Source organism: Corallococcus interemptor (assembly GCF_003668875.1).
In the GTDB taxonomy this organism is placed as follows: Bacteria; Myxococcota; Myxococcia; order Myxococcales; family Myxococcaceae; genus Corallococcus; species Corallococcus interemptor.
Genome location: NZ_RAWM01000120.1, coordinates 1 through 15,647, shown reverse-complemented (window position 1 = coordinate 15,647; position 15,647 = coordinate 1). Strand labels below are relative to the sequence as shown.

At 70.4% G+C, this 15,647-nt stretch carries 16 protein-coding genes and 1 pseudogene; 9 read left to right on the top strand and 8 right to left on the bottom strand.

The window, feature by feature from the left end; translation table 11 throughout:
- Positions 1–31 precede the first annotated feature (31 nt).
- The 4 genes from D7X96_RS30790 to D7X96_RS30775 all read right to left on the bottom strand — a co-directional run bounded on the left by D7X96_RS30790 (position 32) and on the right by D7X96_RS30775 (position 3,401).
- Positions 32–1,165: a murein hydrolase activator EnvC family protein gene (locus D7X96_RS30790; protein WP_208647408.1), complete on the bottom strand. Its 1,134-nt coding sequence runs from the start codon at positions 1,163–1,165 to the stop codon at positions 32–34.
- The gene (locus D7X96_RS30785; protein WP_120553171.1) at positions 1,162–2,064 is read right to left on the bottom strand and encodes a cell division protein FtsX; all 903 of its coding nucleotides are present in this window, start codon (positions 2,062–2,064) and stop codon (positions 1,162–1,164) included. Before D7X96_RS30785 ends, D7X96_RS30790 begins: the two co-directional genes overlap by 4 nt.
- Positions 2,061–2,753 carry a cell division ATP-binding protein FtsE gene (gene ftsE / locus D7X96_RS30780; RefSeq protein WP_120527935.1) on the bottom strand — a complete coding sequence of 231 codons (693 nt, stop codon included), beginning with the start codon at positions 2,751–2,753 and terminating at the stop codon, positions 2,061–2,063. The genes D7X96_RS30785 and ftsE overlap by 4 nt, the downstream gene beginning before the upstream one ends.
- Before the next feature lie 75 nt (positions 2,754–2,828).
- Positions 2,829–3,401, bottom strand: a complete 573-nt coding sequence (locus tag D7X96_RS30775; protein WP_121771372.1) for a RomY N-terminal domain-containing regulatory protein — start codon at positions 3,399–3,401, stop codon at positions 2,829–2,831.
- A 268-nt stretch (positions 3,402–3,669) separates the two neighbouring features.
- Between D7X96_RS30775 and carF the strand changes: the two genes are divergently transcribed.
- A complete protein-coding gene (gene carF, locus D7X96_RS30770; RefSeq protein ID WP_121771371.1) occupies positions 3,670–4,527 on the top strand; it encodes a plasmanylethanolamine desaturase in 858 nt (285 codons plus the stop codon).
- A gap of 15 nt (positions 4,528–4,542) precedes the next feature.
- On the opposite strand, the gene murI is transcribed toward carF, so the two are convergent.
- Positions 4,543–5,367, bottom strand: a complete 825-nt coding sequence (gene murI, locus D7X96_RS30765; RefSeq protein ID WP_121771370.1) for a glutamate racemase — start codon at positions 5,365–5,367, stop codon at positions 4,543–4,545.
- A gap of 110 nt (positions 5,368–5,477) precedes the next feature.
- The gene (locus D7X96_RS30760; RefSeq protein ID WP_120552640.1) at positions 5,478–6,494 is read right to left on the bottom strand and encodes a hypothetical protein; all 1,017 of its coding nucleotides are present in this window, start codon (positions 6,492–6,494) and stop codon (positions 5,478–5,480) included.
- A gap of 154 nt (positions 6,495–6,648) precedes the next feature.
- Here D7X96_RS30760 and D7X96_RS30755 point away from each other — a divergent pair, with 154 nt between their 5' ends.
- From D7X96_RS30755 to D7X96_RS30720, 8 genes are all read left to right on the top strand, one after another.
- The gene (locus D7X96_RS30755) at positions 6,649–7,365 is read left to right on the top strand and encodes a MotA/TolQ/ExbB proton channel family protein (protein ID WP_120527931.1); all 717 of its coding nucleotides are present in this window, start codon (positions 6,649–6,651) and stop codon (positions 7,363–7,365) included.
- A gap of 12 nt (positions 7,366–7,377) precedes the next feature.
- Positions 7,378–7,866 carry a protein TolR gene (gene tolR / locus D7X96_RS30750; RefSeq protein WP_120552632.1) on the top strand — a complete coding sequence of 163 codons (489 nt, stop codon included), beginning with the start codon at positions 7,378–7,380 and terminating at the stop codon, positions 7,864–7,866.
- Positions 7,867–7,869: 3 nt separating this feature from the next.
- A complete protein-coding gene (gene tolA, locus D7X96_RS30745; RefSeq protein WP_120552633.1) occupies positions 7,870–8,640 on the top strand; it encodes a cell envelope integrity protein TolA in 771 nt (256 codons plus the stop codon).
- Positions 8,637–9,926 (top strand): LpqB family beta-propeller domain-containing protein, encoded by a 1,290-nt coding sequence (locus D7X96_RS30740; protein WP_120552634.1) that lies wholly within the window; start codon positions 8,637–8,639, stop codon positions 9,924–9,926. Before tolA ends, D7X96_RS30740 begins: the two co-directional genes overlap by 4 nt.
- A gap of 57 nt (positions 9,927–9,983) precedes the next feature.
- Positions 9,984–11,180 carry an aminotransferase class V-fold PLP-dependent enzyme gene (locus D7X96_RS30735; protein WP_120552635.1) on the top strand — a complete coding sequence of 399 codons (1,197 nt, stop codon included), beginning with the start codon at positions 9,984–9,986 and terminating at the stop codon, positions 11,178–11,180.
- A 14-nt stretch (positions 11,181–11,194) separates the two neighbouring features.
- Positions 11,195–12,130, top strand: coding sequence for a Ppx/GppA phosphatase family protein (locus tag D7X96_RS30730; RefSeq protein ID WP_120552636.1), 936 nt, complete (start codon positions 11,195–11,197; stop codon positions 12,128–12,130).
- Complete coding sequence (locus D7X96_RS30725) at positions 12,127–13,410, top strand: spinster family MFS transporter (protein ID WP_120552637.1); 1,284 nt, start codon at positions 12,127–12,129, stop codon at positions 13,408–13,410. The genes D7X96_RS30730 and D7X96_RS30725 overlap by 4 nt, the downstream gene beginning before the upstream one ends.
- Before the next feature lie 75 nt (positions 13,411–13,485).
- Positions 13,486–14,337, top strand: coding sequence for an AraC family transcriptional regulator (locus D7X96_RS30720; protein ID WP_120552638.1), 852 nt, complete (start codon positions 13,486–13,488; stop codon positions 14,335–14,337).
- A 12-nt stretch (positions 14,338–14,349) separates the two neighbouring features.
- On the opposite strand, the gene D7X96_RS30715 is transcribed toward D7X96_RS30720, so the two are convergent.
- Positions 14,350–15,303, bottom strand: coding sequence for an NAD(P)/FAD-dependent oxidoreductase (locus tag D7X96_RS30715; protein WP_121771369.1), 954 nt, complete (start codon positions 15,301–15,303; stop codon positions 14,350–14,352).
- Positions 15,304–15,418: 115 nt separating this feature from the next.
- Positions 15,419–15,647 (bottom strand): annotated as a pseudogene (locus D7X96_RS30710) (acyltransferase); the annotation flags it as partial.

Genomic DNA, 15,647 nt, shown 5'->3' with positions numbered 1-15,647 from the left:
TCTTGGACGCAGCGCATCAAAGCAGACAGTGTCACGGAGTCCCGGCCGCGGGGATGGGGGCCAGCCAGGGGGCGGGGTCGACAGCCTGCCCGGCGCGGCGGACCTCGAAGTACAGGTAGGCGCCCTTGAGGGAGCCGGTGTCCCCCACCTCTCCCACCACGTCCCCCGGGGCCACGCGCGCGCCCACGGCGACGGCGATGGTGGAGAGGTGGGCGACCAGCGTGTGGAAGTCGTCGCCATGGTCGACGATGAGCAGGTTGCCGTAGCCGCGCAGCCAGCCCGCGTAGACGACGGTGCCCTCGGCCACCGCGTGCACGGGGGTGCCCGCCGGGGCGCGGATGTCCACGCCCTTCTGCACGGTGACGGTGTTGAAGCGCGGGTTCACCACGCGGCCAAAGCCCACCTCCACGATGCCCGTCACGGGCCGGGGCAGCTTGCCCTTCAGGGCGCCGAAGCCGCTGGTCGCGGGGGCCTCGTGCAGGTCCGCCAGCATGCGGGTGAGCTCCGCGTCCGCGCCCTCCAGCTCGCGCACGGCGCGCTTCGCCAGCTCCGCTTCACCGGCCAGCTTCCCGACGACCTCCTCCAGCGCCTCCTGCTGCGCCTGGGCCTGCTTCGACTGCTGCTGGAGGAAGGCCACGCGCTGGGACAGCGAGGTGTGCAGCCGCTTCAGCTCCAGCGTCGCCTGGCGCTGGAGGGTCGCCACGTGCTGCACGGTGCGCAGGAGCTCCAGGTCGCCCGCCATGCTGGCCTCCAGCGCGCGGGCGCGCCACATGAGGGCGGCGAAGTCGTCCGCGGACAGCAGCACCTCCAGCGGGCGGCGGCGCTGGAGCCGGTACAGCGTGCGCAGGCGCGGGGACAGCCGGCGCAGCTGGGCGCGCAGGGCCTCGCGCAGCACGGCCTCCTCACGCTCCGCGAGCGCGACGCGGCGGCGGAAGAGGTTCAGGTCGCCCTCCAGCGCGCGCACGCGGCGGCGCGAGAAGGCGGCCATGTCCTCCATCAGCTCCATGCCCTCCAGCACGGAGAGCTTCTTGGCCTCCACCAGGGCCAGCGTCGCGCGCTGCGCGGCCAGCTTCTCGCGGATGGCGGCGCGCTCCGCCTCCTCGGACTGCTGGGCGAACGCGGCCGTCGCGCCCAGGAGGGCCATGAGCCAGACGAGCTGCTTCATACGCGCAGGAAGCGCCCCACCGCGACGAAGCTGCCGCCCAGGCCCAGCGCGCAGCCGGCCACGAGCAGCTCCAGCGCGGTGCGCGTCTCCACCCACGGCGCGGCCACGCCCGGCCCCAGCAGGAACGCGAAGAGCGAGCCCAGCGTGGGTCCCAGCAGCCGGCCGAACAGCCACAGCCCACCCACCGCCACCAGCGCGCCCAGCAGGCCCTGCAGCAGCCCCTCCAGGAGGAACGGCGCCTTCACGAAGCGGTCCGTGGCGCCCACCAGCTTCTGGATTTCAATCTCCTCGCGCCGCGAATAGATGGCCAGCTGGAGCGTGGCCGCGACGATGACGATGGTCGTCCCCAGCACCACCACCAGCGCCACCAGCGCCCCGAAGCTCAGCGCGCGGGCGATGGCGGACAGCCGCTCCACCGCGGCCTCGCCGTAGTCCACGCCGGTGACGCCGGGCAGCGCGCGCAGCTCCTTCGCCAGGGCCGCCAGCGCGGAAGGAGAACGGCGCGCCTCCGGCACGCGCAGCTCCAGCGTCGCGGGCAGCGGGTTCTCCGGCAGCTCCGACAGCGCCTCGCCCAGGTCGCCCAGCTCGCTCTTGAGCCGCTTCAGCGCCGCTTCCGGCGGCACCACCGTCACCTCGCCGTGGCTCAGCTCCACCACGCGCGAATAGACGCCGTGCACCTCGTCCTCGCCCAGCTGCGGCGCCAGGTAGAGCGTCACCTCCACCTCGCCGCCCAGCGACGCGAGCAGGTTGTCCACCACGTGCGACGCGCCCCGCGCCAGCCCCGCCGCGAACAGCGCGATGGCGATGGTGGAGACCGCGATGAAGTGCACGAAGGGCGCGTGCTTCAGCCCCCCGGCCGCCGAGCGCCAGAAGTAGGCCGCCTTCGACAGCGCGCTCATACCAGCATCCGCCGCGCCGCCTTGACGCCGTCCTCGTCGGAGACGATGAGCCCGCGCTCCAGGCGCACCGTGCGCTTCTGGTAGCGCGACAGGAGCGTGGCGTCGTGCGTGGCCACCATCACCGTGGTGCCCCGGATGTTGATGTCCGTGAGCAGGTCCATGATTTCGACGGTGAGCGCCGGGTCCAGGTTGCCCGTGGGCTCGTCCGCCAGGAGGATGGTGGGGTCGTTCACCAGCGCGCGCGCAATCACCACGCGCTGCTGCTCTCCACCGGAGAGCCGCAGGGGCAGCGAGTTCGCCTTGTGCTCCAGCCCCACCAGCTTGAGCATCCGGTGGACCTTCTCACGCCCCTCCGCACGGGGCACGCCCAGCACGTCCAGCGTGAAGCCCACGTTGTCCGCGACGCTGCGGTGGGGCAGCAGCTTGAAGTCCTGGAACACCACGCCGATGTTGCGGCGCAGGTACGGCACCGCCGACTCGCGGATGCGCGCGATGTTCTTGCCGCCCACCAAAATCTGCCCCTTGGTGGCCTTCTCCCCGCAGAAGATGAGCTTGAGCAGCGTCGTCTTCCCGGCGCCGGACGGGCCGGTGAGGAAGACGAACTCGCCCTTCTCCACGTTCAGGTTGATGTCCTGCAACACCGGCGGATCGCCGGGATACGCCTTGTAGACGTGGAAGAACTGGATCATGACCGGAGCAGCGCGAGGCCTCCGGTCAGACTACCACGCCCCTGGAGCCCGCCCAGGAACGGGCCGGGCGCGGGACTACGAGGGCTCGCCCTCGCTCGCCAGGTAGCTGAGGATGACCTCGTCCAGGCTCTTCTCGGAGATGAGGTCCTCTCCGAAGAGCGTCTCCACGCCCACCTCGTTGATGCGCGGCTTCTCCTTGAGGGCGCGCGCGGCGGCCACTTCCGGAGGCAGATGGGAGGCGGGGGCCACGGCGGGAGGAGGCGGCGGCGTGGGCGGGCGCGGCTGCGCGGGCGCTTGCGGCGGCAGCTTCGGCTGCGCGGCCATCTCCGCGTCCGTCGCGAGCTGGCCGGGCTGGTACGAACGGACCGTGGACTCGTAGTTGTCGTACACGCCGTTGATGAGGTTGCGCAGCATCTCCTTGTGCTGCTCCTCCATCAACTCGCGCACGACCTCCGCCAGGTTCTCCGCGTTGAGGATGTCCGCGTAGGACGTCTTCTTCGACGCGAGGATGTTCCCGCCCACGAACAGGTGGGTGATGATGTGGGGGTTGTTGACGCCCGAGTCCTCGGTCTGGACGTGGTAGACCTTCCCCTTGTGCTTGATGTTGTGATTGAAGCCGGTGACGGCTTTTTCGAAGGTTTTCGCCATTGCCGAGGTCGGGCACCGTAGCAGCGGGGTCCGGGCTTCACAAGGTAAGCGTCACGCGCTCCGCATCACTTTTACGCGTGCCTGCCCGCTCACGTCGGTGTGCGTCCGCCACCTTCTGGCACCCTCCGTGTACGGATCCGCACGGGCGCACCAGCCTGCCGGGCATGGGCGCCTCTGTTGAAAAGCTGAAATGGCCTGGGGTACGTAAACCGTTCTGACGATCGCGCCGTCAGCCCCTCCCTCCCTGCCGCGGCCGGAACGACCAACGATGAAGAAGCCGGACACCATCGCGGACAAGGTCCGCCTGCAGGATGCCCAGGCGCTCGCGCAGGGCTATTCGCCCGCCATCCGCGCCATGGAGATCGCCTCCATCCTCGCGTTCGTGGGCCTGGAGGGCGCGCTCGTCTACAAGCTCTGGAGCACCCACCACACCGGGCCGTGGATGCTCATCCTGGCGGTGGTGCTGGGCTACCTGGCCGCGGACTTCGTGTCCGGCGTGGTGCACTGGATGGGTGACACGTGGGGCTCCACGGAGATGCCCATCCTGGGCAAGGCGTTCATCCGCCCCTTCCGCGAGCACCACGTGGACGAGAAGGCCATCACCCGCCACGACTTCGTGGAGACCAACGGCAACAACTGCCTCGTGTCGCTGCCGGTGGCGGCGCTCGCGGTGGCCATTCCGCTCGCCGGCCCGGGCTGGGTGTTCCTGGCCGCGTTCCTGGGCGCGATGATCTTCTGGGTGATGGCGACCAACCAGTTCCACAAGTGGTCGCACCTGGATGAGCCGCCCGCGATCATCGGCTTCCTGCAGCGCGTGCACCTCATCCTGCCGCCGGACCACCACCGCGTGCACCACACGGCGCCCTTCAACCAGTACTACTGCATCACCGTGGGCTGGATGAACCGGCCGCTGAAGGTGATCCACTTCTTCCCGCTGATGGAGCGGCTCATCACCTGGGCCACCGGCCAGCTGCCGCGCCAGGACGACATCGGCACGGAGGCCGCCGAAGCGCTGGTCGCCGTGGATGGCGCCCAGGAACTCCCCGTGCTCCAGGCGGCCAAGGAGCTGCTCAAGGCCTCCACCGAGGAGCCCACGGCGAGCGTCTCCACGCCCCCCGTGCGCTGAAGCAGCAGCACCGCTCTAGAAGCGCAGGTCCACCTGCTCCGCGGAAGGAATGGGGCGCCCCAGGAAGCGGGCCCCCACCTCCACGAAGCGCTCCGGCACGTCGGTGACGAAGAAGGCGTGCTCGGGCGCGCCCGCGGACACCGGCGCCGGCGGAGCAAGCAGCCCCTTCTCCTCCAGCAGCTGTGCCACCGCCTCCGCCGTGGCCTCCGCCGAGTCCACCAGCGACACGTGCGGCCCCACGACCTCGGCGATGACGCCCTTGAGCAGCGGGTAGTGGGTGCAGCCGAGCACCAGCGTGTCCACGCCGTCGCGCGCGAAGCCGGCCAGGTACTCCTTCGCCACCAGCAGCGGCACGTCGCCGGTGGTCCACCCCTCTTCCGCCAGGGGCACGAAGAGCGGGCACGCCATGGCCTTCACCGCGACCTTCGGGTTGCCCGCCTCCAGCGCCCGCTGGTACGCGCCGGAGCGCACGGTGCCCGGCGTCCCGATGACGCCCACCCCGCCGCCCCGCGTGCGCTGGAGCGCCGTGCGGGCGCCCGGCGCAATCACGCCCAGCACCGGCACCGGCAGCGCGGCCTGGAGCGCGGGCAGCGCCGCGGCGGAGGCGGTGTTGCACGCCACCACCAGGAGCTTGATGCCGCGCTCCAGCAGGAACTCCGCGTTCTTGAGCGAGTAGCGCGTCACCACCTCGCCGGACTTGGTGCCGTAGGGCACCCGGGCGGTGTCCCCCAGGTAGAGCGTGCGCTCGTGGGGGAGCCGCGCCATGAGCGCCTTGAGGACGGTGAGCCCGCCGATGCCGGAGTCGAACACGCCGATGGGACCGTGGCTGTCTTGCCGCATGGGGGGAGTCCCTATCACGTTTGATGCCAACGCCCCTGAACGCACGAAGGGCCGGAAGCCTGGAAGGCCTCCGACCCTTTCGTGATGCCCGTTCCGGGTGGGCTCAGCGACTACTGCACGCGGTCCAGCGGAGCGATGGCGGCCTGCGACGCGTTCGGGAAGTCGTGGGCGTAGACGCGCAGGCTCAGCATGTCCGCTCCCCGGGGAGAGATGTAGCGCCGGCCGCCCGTGCCGTTCGCCTGCAGGGACACGAAGTACTCACCGGGGCGCAGGAACTCGAAGATGGCCGGGGACTCATTGCACAAGAACCACTGCCCCGCCTCGCCGTAGACCCACTCCTTGGTGTGGACGTCCTGGAAGTTGATGCCCACCTCCTGCACGCCGGCCTGGCCGCAGCTGAGCCGCGCGCTGCCTTCATAGAGCTGCCAACCCACCGCGGCGCCGCCAATGACCCAGGTGTTCGCCGTGATGCTGGCCGGGATGCCGGCCTGCGAGGTGAAGCCGCCGCCGTAGTAGTAGAGGGGGCGCTCGTACGCGTCGACGCCGACGATCTCCAGGTAGTGCTGGCCGGGGGCGAGCTCCGGCGTCTCCACCGAGTTGCCCTGGCTGCCCTGGTTGCAGGCGAAGCGCACCCACTCACCGTCATCCACGCGGGCATCCACGGACGCGACCCCGGCCTGACCGCAGGAGGGGTAGTACGAGCCGGCCTCCGTCGGGAACAGCCAGTTCACGTAGGCGTAGGACGTGGCGCCCGTGCGGCCCGTGTTGAAGTTGATGGGCACGGCCACGTTGCCGTCCACCGTGAAGTTGCCGCGGTACGAGTAGACCGCCACGCCGTCGTAGTCGACCGCCTCCGCGCTGAACGAGTACGTGCCGGGCGCGAAGTCGTGCAGGACGATGCCGTCGAAGCCGTTCGCCGAACAGGGATACTGGCCGTCGTTCTCCAGGATCTCGCCGTCGATGTAGATGTCCACGCCCTGGATGTCCCGCATCTGGCTGCAGGTGGCGCCGTCGAAGCTCCACGACATGCGCACGTCACCGGCGTAGCGCGGGTGGTTGCTTTCGACGATGCAGCCGGTGAGTCCAGAGGAGAGGCAGAGGAATGCGGCGAGCGTTCTCGCGTTCATGGTGGGCATCCGTGGTTCGGGATGGTTGAGGTCGTCGGCCCGGAACAACCCTCCAGACGACCAACCCCGGGAATTATTCAGTGCCGTCCAAAGCAACCGGGCGCTGTAAGCGGGTTTGACCCACCCGAGGACGGGATGTTACGCGCTGAACCCCATGATACCCCACCTGCCCCTGGCCTTTGGCGCCATGAACTACGTGGAGATCATCCGCGACGCGTCGTTCATCGAACTCGCGGTGCTCCTGCTCCTCATGGCCGTCTCGGTCGCCTCCTGGGCCCTCATCGCCATGAAGGCCACCCAGTTGTCGCGTGCGCGCGCCCAATCCCTCACCTTTCTCGACACGTTCTGGAAGGCGTCCCGGCTGGAGGCCATCTACCAGTCCGCCCAGAAGCTGGAGGGCTCGCCGCTGTCGAAGGTGTTCTGCGCGGGCTACGAGGAGCTGAGCAAGCTGGCGCAGACGGGCACCCAGGACGGCGGCGCCGAGGCCGCGATGAGCGCCAAGCTGGGCGGCATTGAGAACGTGGAGCGCGCGCTCAACCGCGCGGCCACGGCGCAGATCACGGAGCTGGAGAACCGCGTGTCCTTCCTGGGCACGGTGGGCGCCGCGTCGCCGTTCGTGGGGCTGTTCGGCACGGTGATTGGCATCCTGGGCGCGTTCAACAACATCGCGGAGCAGGGCAACGCGACGCTGGCCACGGTGGCGGCGCCGGTGGGCAACGCGCTGTTCGCCACGGCGGCGGGGCTGTTCGCGGCCATCCCGGCGGTGGTCGCGTACAACTCGTTCGTCAGCCGCATCAAGGTGTTCGACACGGAGATGTCCAACTTCTCCGCGGACTTCCTCAACATCATCAAGCGGCACTTCTTCCGCTAGGAGACCCGTCACATGGGCATGGGCGGAGGCAAGGGCGGCGGTGGCCGCACCACCATGAGCGAGATCAACGTCACGCCCATGGTGGACGTGATGCTGGTGCTGCTCATCATCTTCATGGTGACGGCGCCCCTCATCCAGCAGGGCGTGAAGGTGAACCTCCCGGAGACCAAGGCGGCCCCGGTGGAGGCGACGGAGAAGAAGGTCGTCCTCTCCATCGACGCGGGGAAGAAGGTCTACATCGGGGACGCGGAAGTTCCGCTGGAGGAGCTGGAGACGAAGCTCGCCGCCAACGCCAAGGCGCAGGCGGACAAGGAGGTGTACCTCCACGCGGACCGCGACGTGCCGTACGGCGTGGTGGTGGAGGTGATGGCCGCGGCCCAGCGCGCGGGCATCTCCAACGTGGGGATGATCACGGAACCCGCCACGGGCTCCAAGGCGTCCAACTCCGGCAAGGCCCCCGCGTCCAGCGGCAAGGGCAAGCCCAAGGAGGCGAAGCGCTAGCCCATGAGTTCCGCGGTCTCCCACAGCCTGCTGGTGTCACGGCCCACGCGGCTGTCGCGCTTCCTCGTCGTCTCCGTGGCCGGTCACGTGGCGGTGGTCGCGGCGGCGCTGCTCTACGCGAACTTCACGTCCGCGCCGAAGCTGGACCTGGACCAGAAGCCCATCAACGCGTCGCTGGTGCGCCTGGGCAAGCCGCGCGACCCCAAGCTCCTGCCGCGCAAGGAAGTGGCGCAGCCGCCGCCCAAGGAGGTCGTGGCCAAGCCCACGCCCACGCCTCCCGCGGACGCGCCCGCGCCCTCCCCTAATGCCGTGGCGGTGCCCGGCGTGAAGCCCGCCCCGGCCCCCGCGCCCCAGAAGGGCGAAGCGAACGCGGAGGACCGGCGCAAGAAGCTCTTCGGCGCGTTCGACAAGTCGGCCAAGCCCACGGAGCCGGAGGAGCTGGAGGGCGCCGAGGACGGCGACCCGGACGGCGACTCCGCGGTGGCCGAGGGCGAGCGGTACTACGGTCTTCTGAAGTCCCAGGTGCGCCGTCACTACAACGTGGCGGACACCATCCCCGACGCGGAGCGCCTGTACTTGAAGGCGCAGGTGGCCATGCGGCTGGGCCGCGCGGGTGAAGTGCTGGACGTGAGCCTGGCCAAGGCCAGCGGCAACGAGCTGTTCGACGCGGCGGTGGTGGCCGCCGTGCGCAAGGCATCTCCCTTCTCTCCTCCCCCCGACGCGCTTCGCGACGCACTCCAGAAGAACGGCGTCGTCCTGGTGTTCAGCCCATGAAAGCCCTCCTGCTGTCGCTCCTCCTGGTCCCCGCGCTGGTGCTGGCCCAGGCGCCGGTCATCGAAATCTCCGGCGCGAACTTCCGCCCGCTGCCGCTCGCGGCCCCCGCGCCCGTGGTGCAGGAGGGCGCGGACAAGAAGGCCGCGCAGTCCTTCGACACCGCCTTCACGTACGACCTCACCGCCTCCGGCATCTTCCAGGTGCTGGACCGCAACAGCTTCACCGCGGACGCCAAGGAGGGCATGACGGCGGGCAGCATCAACTTCAGCCGCTGGGCGGACGTGGGCGCGGAGTCGCTGGTGAAGGTGTCGCTCGCGCAGGACGGCGGCGCGCTGCGCGGCGAGCTGCGCCTGTTCAGCGTGGCCACGGGCAAGGAGGAGCTGAAGGTGGCCAAGGACGCGCCGGCCGGCGAGCCCCGGCAGCTGGCGCACGCGCTGGCGGACGCGCTCTACCGGCACTTCACCCGCGAGCCGAGCCCCTTCCTGTCGCGCATCACCTTCGTGCGCAAGGCGGGCGCCAACCGCGACGTGTACGTGGCGGACTGGGACGGCATGCGCGCGCAGGCGCTCACCAAGGGCGGCACGCACATCCTCCCCACGCTCAGCCCGTCCGGCCAGGTGGCCTTCACGTCCTACCGGAAGAACCGGCCGGACATCTACGTGCAGACCCCGGGCGGCGAGGCGAAGCCGCTGGTGACCGAAGGCCAGATGGCCACGGGCATCGCGTACTCGCCGGACGGCAAGCGCATCGCCTACGCGCTGGCGGAGGGTGAGAGCGCGCAGATCTACGTCGCCTCGGCGGACGGCTCCGGCGCCAAGGCCATCACCGACACGCCCTACGGCCTCAACACCAGCCCCACCTGGTCGCCGGACGGAAAGCGCATCGCGTTCGTGTCCAACCGGGGCGGCAGCCCGCAGGTGTACGTGATGAACGCGGACGGCTCCGGCGTGAAGCGGCTCACCTTCCAGGGCAACTACAACCAGACGCCGGACTGGTCGCCGCGCGGGGACCTCATCGCCTTCACCGCTCGCGACGAGCGCAACGCGTTCGACCTCTTCACCGTCAACGTGGACACGGGCAAGGTGACGCGCCTGACGCAGGACCAGGGCAACAACGAGGAGCCCACCTTCTCCCCCAACGGCCGGCTCATCATGTTCAGCACCAACCGCAACGGCGCCGCGCACCTGTGGGTGATGACCGCCGACGGCAACAACCAGGTGCCGCTGCCCATGGAGAAGGGCAGCTGGCTGACCCCGGACTGGGGCACCGCTCCGGCGGCGAAGTAGTCCGTCACGGCGGGTGACGTTGACAGGGGGGACGCGCCGGGGTGCATTGCGCGCCCCATGAGCGCTCCCCTCCCCGCCCACAAGGCCCACTGGGGGTTGGACCCCCAGGTCGTCTTCCTCAACCACGGCTCGTTCGGCGCGTGTCCCAAGCCCGTGCTCCAGCACCAGTCGGAGCTGCGGGCGCGGCTGGAGGCGGAGCCCGTGCGCTTCCTCGCCCGCGAGCTGGAGCCGCTGCTGAACGAGGCGCGCGCCGCGCTGGGCGCCTTCGTGGGCGCGAACCCGGACGACCTGGCGTTCGTTCCCAACGCCACCACGGGCGTGAACACCGTGCTGCGCAACCTGCGCTTCCAGCCCGGCGACGAGCTGCTCGTCACCGACAACGAATACAACGCGTCCAGGAACGCGCTGGACGTGGCCGCCGCGGAGCAGGGCGTGAAGGTGGTGGTGGCGAAGCTGCCCTGGCCCGTCACGTCACCGGAGTCGGTGGTGGACGCGGTGATGGCGCAGGTGACGCCGCGCACGCGGCTCTTGCTCGTGGACCACATCACCAGCCAGACGGCGCTCGTGCTGCCGCTGGCGGAGCTGGTGCGAAAGCTTCGTGAGAAGGGCGTGGAGACGCTGGTGGACGGCGCGCACGGGCCCGGCATGGTGCCGCTGGCGCTCCAGGAGCTGGGCGTGGCGTACTACACGGGCAACTGCCACAAGTGGCTGTGCGCGCCCAAGGGCGCCGCGTTCCTGTACGTGCGCCGCGACCTGCAGGCGGGCTTCAAGCCCATGGTGGTGAGCCACGGGCACAACTCGCCGCGCGCGGACCGCTCGCGCTTCCGGCTGGAGTTCGACTGGGTGGGCACGGTGGACCCCACGCCCTTCCTGTGCATCCCCACCGTCATCCGCTTCATGGCGGGGCTGGTGCCGGGCGGGTGGCCGGAGGTGATGGAGACCAACCGGAACCTGGCCCTGTCCGCCCGGCGGAGGTTGGACGCGAAGCTGGGCAACGCGACGCCGCTGTGCCCGGAGTCCATGGTGGGCAGCATGGCGTGCGTGGCCCTGCCGGACGGCTTCCCGGAGCGCCCCGAGCCGCCGCTCTACGTGGACCCGCTCCATGTGCGCCTCTTCGAGGAGCACCACATCGAAATCCCCGTCACGGCCTGGCCCCGGGCGCCCCAGCGGCACCTGCGGCTGTCCGCGCAGCTCTACAACACCCCGGCGGACTACGAGGCCCTGGAGCGCGCTTTGGAAGCGCTGCTGCGTTGAGTAGTGTTCGCGCAATGCCTCGCTTCGCATCCATCGACATCGGGACCAACTCCGTGCTGCTGCTGGTGGCGGACCGCCAGCCGGACGGCCGCTTCCAGGCCGTGGTGGAGCGCGCCGAAATCACCCGCCTGGGCCGGGGCGTGGACACCCACCGCGTGCTGTCCTCCGAAGGCATGGAGGCCACGCTGTCCGTGCTGGTGGCCTTCGCCAACGAGGCCCGGGAGCTGGGCGCGGAAGGAATCGCCGTGTCCGCCACCAGCGCCGCGCGCGACGCGAAGAACGGCGCGGACTTCATCGCCCAGGCCAAGGCCCGGGCGGACGTGACGGTGGAGATCATCCCCGGGGAGATGGAGGCGCAGCTGTCCTTCGCCGCCGTGGCCCAGGACTTCGGAAGCGAGGCCGTGGGGCCGCTGCTGGTGGTGGACATTGGCGGTGGCTCCACGGAGTTCATCTACGGCAGCGACGCCGGCACGGTGGCCTTCCGTCACAGCTTCGACGTGGGCGCGGTGCGGCTCACGGAGCGCTACGTGCGCACCGACCCGCTGTCCCCGGACGAGCGCGGCGGCATCGAGGCGCACCTGCGCGACACCTTCTCCGCCCTGCCCCCGCCACCTCCCGGCGCGATGCTGGTGGGCGTGGCCGGCACGGTGACGACGCTGTACGCCGTGCAGCACCAGATGGCGACCTACGACGCGGAGGCGGTCCACGGCGGCACGCTGTCCCGGGGCGAACTGGACGCGCTCACGGACCGGCTGTGCGCCATGCCCCTGGACGCGCGACGCTCGCTGCCCGGCCTTCAGCCCAAGCGCGCGGACGTCATCCCCGCGGGCGCCCTCATCCTGCGCGAAGCGGTGAAGGCGTTGGGCCTGGATGCGTGCCGCGTGAGCGACCGCGGCCTGCGCTGGGGCCTGCTGGCACACCGCTTCGGCTCGGCCTCCTCCCGCTCATGAACGCCTCCACCCCCGTCGCTCCGTCCAGCTCGCACGCCACGCAGTCCGTGCGCGCGGGCTACGCGCTGTTCATCCTCACGCTGATCAACCTGGTCAATTACCTCGACCGGTACATCATCGCCGTCGCGCTGCCGGAGATTCAGAAGGACTTCGGCATCAACGACGCGCAGTCCGGCCTGCTGGGCACCGTCTTCATCATCGTGTTCATGCTGGCGTCGCCCCTGGGTGGCTTCCTGGGAGACCGCATCCCCCGCCGGCTCCTGGTCGCGGGCGGCGTGATTCTCTGGAGCCTGGCCACGGGGGCCAGCGGACTGGCGTCCAGCTTCACGGCGCTGCTCCTGGCGCGCGCGGTGATTGGCATTGGTGAAGCGGGCTATGGCGCGGTGGCGCCGTCCATCATCTCCGACCTGTACCCGCGCGAGCAGCGCACGCGGATGCTGTCGTACTTCTACATCGCCATCCCGGTGGGCTCGGCCATGGGCTACGGCCTGGGCGGGTGGCTGACGCAGACGTATTCGTGGCACGCGGCGTTCTTCGCGGGCGGCGTGCCGGGGCTGGTGCTGGGCACCATGGCCTTCTTCATGCCGGAGCCGCAGCGCGGCGCCATGGACGGCCCGGACGCGGCGGTCAAGCTGCCCTTCATGGAGGGCCTCAAGGGGTTGGGCCGCAACATGGCCTTCTGGGCCACGACGGCGGGCTACACGCTGATGACGTTCTCCATTGGCGGCCTGGCGTTCTGGATGCCCACGTACCTGGTGCGAGAGCGGCAGCTGTGGCTGGAGCACCCGGGCCGCGTGGGCCTCGTCTTCGGCGCCATCACGGCGGTGGCGGGCCTCACCGGCACCGTGGCCGGCGGGTGGCTGGGCGACAAGATGGACAGGAAGCGCGCGGGCGGCGGACTGTGGCTGTCCGGCATCGGCCTCTTGCTGGCGGCGCCGTGCATGTACCTGGCGGTGAACCTGAAGGACACGACGCTGACGTTCGCGGCCATTGGCGTGGCGCAGTTCCTCATCTTCCTCAACAGCGGCCCCATCAACGCGGCCATCGTCAACTGCGTGCCGCCCGCGTTCCGCGCGTTCGCCATGGGCCTCAACGTGCTGTGCATCCACATGCTGGGGGATGCCATCTCGCCCACGCTCATCGGGCAGATCGCGGACATGTCCAGCCTCCACGCCGCCATCGCCATCAACGCGGTGCCGGTGCTGCTGGGAGGCCTGGCGCTCCTGGTGGGCGCGAGGCTGTTCCGGGACGCCGTGCCCCGCGCGCAGCAGCAGGGATAGCGGTCCGTTTGAAACGCCGGGGCCTGGAATGCATCCAAGGCCCCATTCGGTTCACGCGAGGAAACGGAGGCGTTCGTGGCGGTCGCGCACTCACAGCCGGTGCACGTTTGGGACACGCCGTCACGCACCCTGGTCGTCGCTTGCGGTCATGCCCAGCAGGCACCCTCCCCCCACGCCGCCTCGCATCCGCAGGCCGTGCTCGCGCTCTACACGGGCGGACGGGCCGTCATCGACCAGCGCACCCGGCTGACGGTGTCCGCGGGCGACGTGATGCTCATCCCCGCCGGTGAGAAGCACCGCACCGTGGCGGCCGAGCGAGCGGAGGTCTGGGGGCTGGGGTTCCATCCGTCCGCGTTCACGCACACGGAGGTGGGGCCGCTGCTGGAGCCCTTCGAGCGCGTGCGCCAGGGTGCCTCCGCCGTCGTGCCGATTCCGTCCGGACGCCAGGAGCACCTGGTGCGTCTGCTTTCGGAGCTGCACGCGGAGACGCGCGCGCCGCACCGCGCGCTGGGGGAGCAGGTGACGCGCAGCCTCTTCTCCCTGGTGCTCGCGGAGGTGGGCCGTTCGAGCACGTGGGCTCCCGTGGAGTCGCGTCCGACGCTCGCCGGTGAAGCGCTCACGTACATCGAACGGCACTGCCTGGAGCCCATCTCGCTGCGCGAGGTGGCCTCCGCCGTGGGCCGCTCTCCCGCGCACGTCACCACCGCGCTGAAGCAGGCCACGGGCCGCAGCGTGGTGGAGTGGATCATCTCCGGACGGATGGCGGAGGCGCGGCGGCGGCTGGTGTCCACCGACGAGCGCGTGGACATCATCGCGGAGCGCGTGGGCTATGCGGACCCCACGCACTTCATCCGCCTGTTCCGGCGCACGGAAGGGCTCACGCCCGCCGCGTGGCGCAAGCAGCACCGCGCGCCGGACGCGCACTGACGCTCCGGGGGCTCAGTGCCCCTTCTGCCGTGAGGGCGCGGGCTTTCCCGTCACCTGCGTGTAGCGGCGGTCCGCGTCCTCCAGGATGAGCGCGTGGTTCATCATCGCCGCGGCGATGGTGCCCGCGCTGGCCGCCGCGATGGCCGCCTGCATCGGCGTCGTCATGTCCCCCACCGCGACGACGCCCGGCACGGACGTCTCCCCCGTGGGGCCCACCTTCACGTAGCCCAGGTCATCCAGCTCCAGCCCCAGCCGCGTCACCAGCTCGTGCTGCTGCTGCGGCGGCGCGGAGAACATGACGCTCCGGGCAATGCGCGTCCCGTCCTCCAGCTCCACCTCCGCCAGGCGCCCGTCCCTGCCGTGCAGCGCGACAATCTTCCGCTCCTCCAGCGGGATGCCCAGGGCCTGGAGCCTTTCACGCTGCTCGGGGGGCACGTCGAAGGCGCCGTGCGTGAAGACGATGAGGTCCCTGGACCAGTTCTGGATGATGGGCGCGCCGTCCAGGTACTGCGGGTTCTTCGCCAGCATGGCGAATGGTTGGTCCTGGACCTCCCAGCCGTGACAGTAGGGACACTGGAAGATGCTGGGCCCCCACAGCTCCTTGTAGCCGGGGATGTCCATCATCACGTCCACCACGCCCATCGCCAGCAGGAGGCGCCGCGCGTCCACGGTGGTGCCGTCGCCCAGCGCCACGCGGAAGCCGCCCTCGTGCTTCTCCACGGAGCCCACGCGCGTGTCGCGCACCTCCACGTTGGGATAGGCCTTCAGCTGCTCGCGGCTGATGCTCCGGAACTCCGGGGGCGGGATGCCGTCGCGCGAACCGAAGCCGTGCATGTGCTGAGCCGCCGCGTTGCGCGGCGTGCCCGCGTCGCACAGCAGCACCTGCTTGCGCCCGCGCCCCAGATACAGCGCGGCGTTGAGCCCGCCGGGCCCGCCTCCCACGATGACCACGTCGTATGCCGCCATTGCCCTGCTCCTCGTGTGGATTCCCTTGGAGGGGGAACCTAACGGCCGGACCGGGCCCGGCAGGAGGGCGGGACTTTCGGCGGCATCGGCGGATCTTCCGGTCCGCGGTCGCCCCCTAACGTGCGACGGACGCGTCGAGCTTCGGCCGGTACTCCTCCGCCAGCCGCTCCACCTCGCCCGCCAGCCGCTCTCCTTCCGCGAGCAGCCGGGCCTTCAGCCGCTTGCGGTTGCCCAGCGCGAAGAACAGCTCCAGGTCGTGGCGGATGGCGTCCCAGCGCTCCGCGAAGGACAGCGTGAACAGCGCCAGCGGCGGGATGCCCACGAAGGTCCCCAGCCCCCACGCC

Bases quoted from the DNA above. Each gene is read 5' to 3' on its own strand.
- D7X96_RS30715 (WP_121771369.1), bottom strand. From the start codon at position 15,303: ATGGCGGCATACGACGTGGTCATCGTGGGAGGCGGGCCCGGCGGGCTC.
- D7X96_RS30760 (WP_120552640.1), bottom strand. From the start codon at position 6,494: ATGAACGCGAGAACGCTCGCCGCATTCCTCTGCCTCTCCTCTGGACTC.
- ftsE (WP_120527935.1), bottom strand. From the start codon at position 2,753: ATGATCCAGTTCTTCCACGTCTACAAGGCGTATCCCGGCGATCCGCCG.
- D7X96_RS30730 (WP_120552636.1), top strand. From the start codon at position 11,195: ATGCCTCGCTTCGCATCCATCGACATCGGGACCAACTCCGTGCTGCTG.
- murI (WP_121771370.1), bottom strand. From the start codon at position 5,367: ATGCGGCAAGACAGCCACGGTCCCATCGGCGTGTTCGACTCCGGCATC.
- D7X96_RS30785 (WP_120553171.1), bottom strand. From the start codon at position 2,064: ATGAGCGCGCTGTCGAAGGCGGCCTACTTCTGGCGCTCGGCGGCCGGG.
- D7X96_RS30740 (WP_120552634.1), top strand. From the start codon at position 8,637: ATGAAAGCCCTCCTGCTGTCGCTCCTCCTGGTCCCCGCGCTGGTGCTG.
- tolR (WP_120552632.1), top strand. From the start codon at position 7,378: ATGGGCATGGGCGGAGGCAAGGGCGGCGGTGGCCGCACCACCATGAGC.
- D7X96_RS30775 (WP_121771372.1), bottom strand. From the start codon at position 3,401: ATGGCGAAAACCTTCGAAAAAGCCGTCACCGGCTTCAATCACAACATC.
- carF (WP_121771371.1), top strand. From the start codon at position 3,670: ATGAAGAAGCCGGACACCATCGCGGACAAGGTCCGCCTGCAGGATGCC.
- D7X96_RS30735 (WP_120552635.1), top strand. From the start codon at position 9,984: ATGAGCGCTCCCCTCCCCGCCCACAAGGCCCACTGGGGGTTGGACCCC.
- D7X96_RS30755 (WP_120527931.1), top strand. From the start codon at position 6,649: ATGATACCCCACCTGCCCCTGGCCTTTGGCGCCATGAACTACGTGGAG.
- tolA (WP_120552633.1), top strand. From the start codon at position 7,870: ATGAGTTCCGCGGTCTCCCACAGCCTGCTGGTGTCACGGCCCACGCGG.
- D7X96_RS30725 (WP_120552637.1), top strand. From the start codon at position 12,127: ATGAACGCCTCCACCCCCGTCGCTCCGTCCAGCTCGCACGCCACGCAG.
- D7X96_RS30790 (WP_208647408.1), bottom strand. From the start codon at position 1,165: ATGAAGCAGCTCGTCTGGCTCATGGCCCTCCTGGGCGCGACGGCCGCG.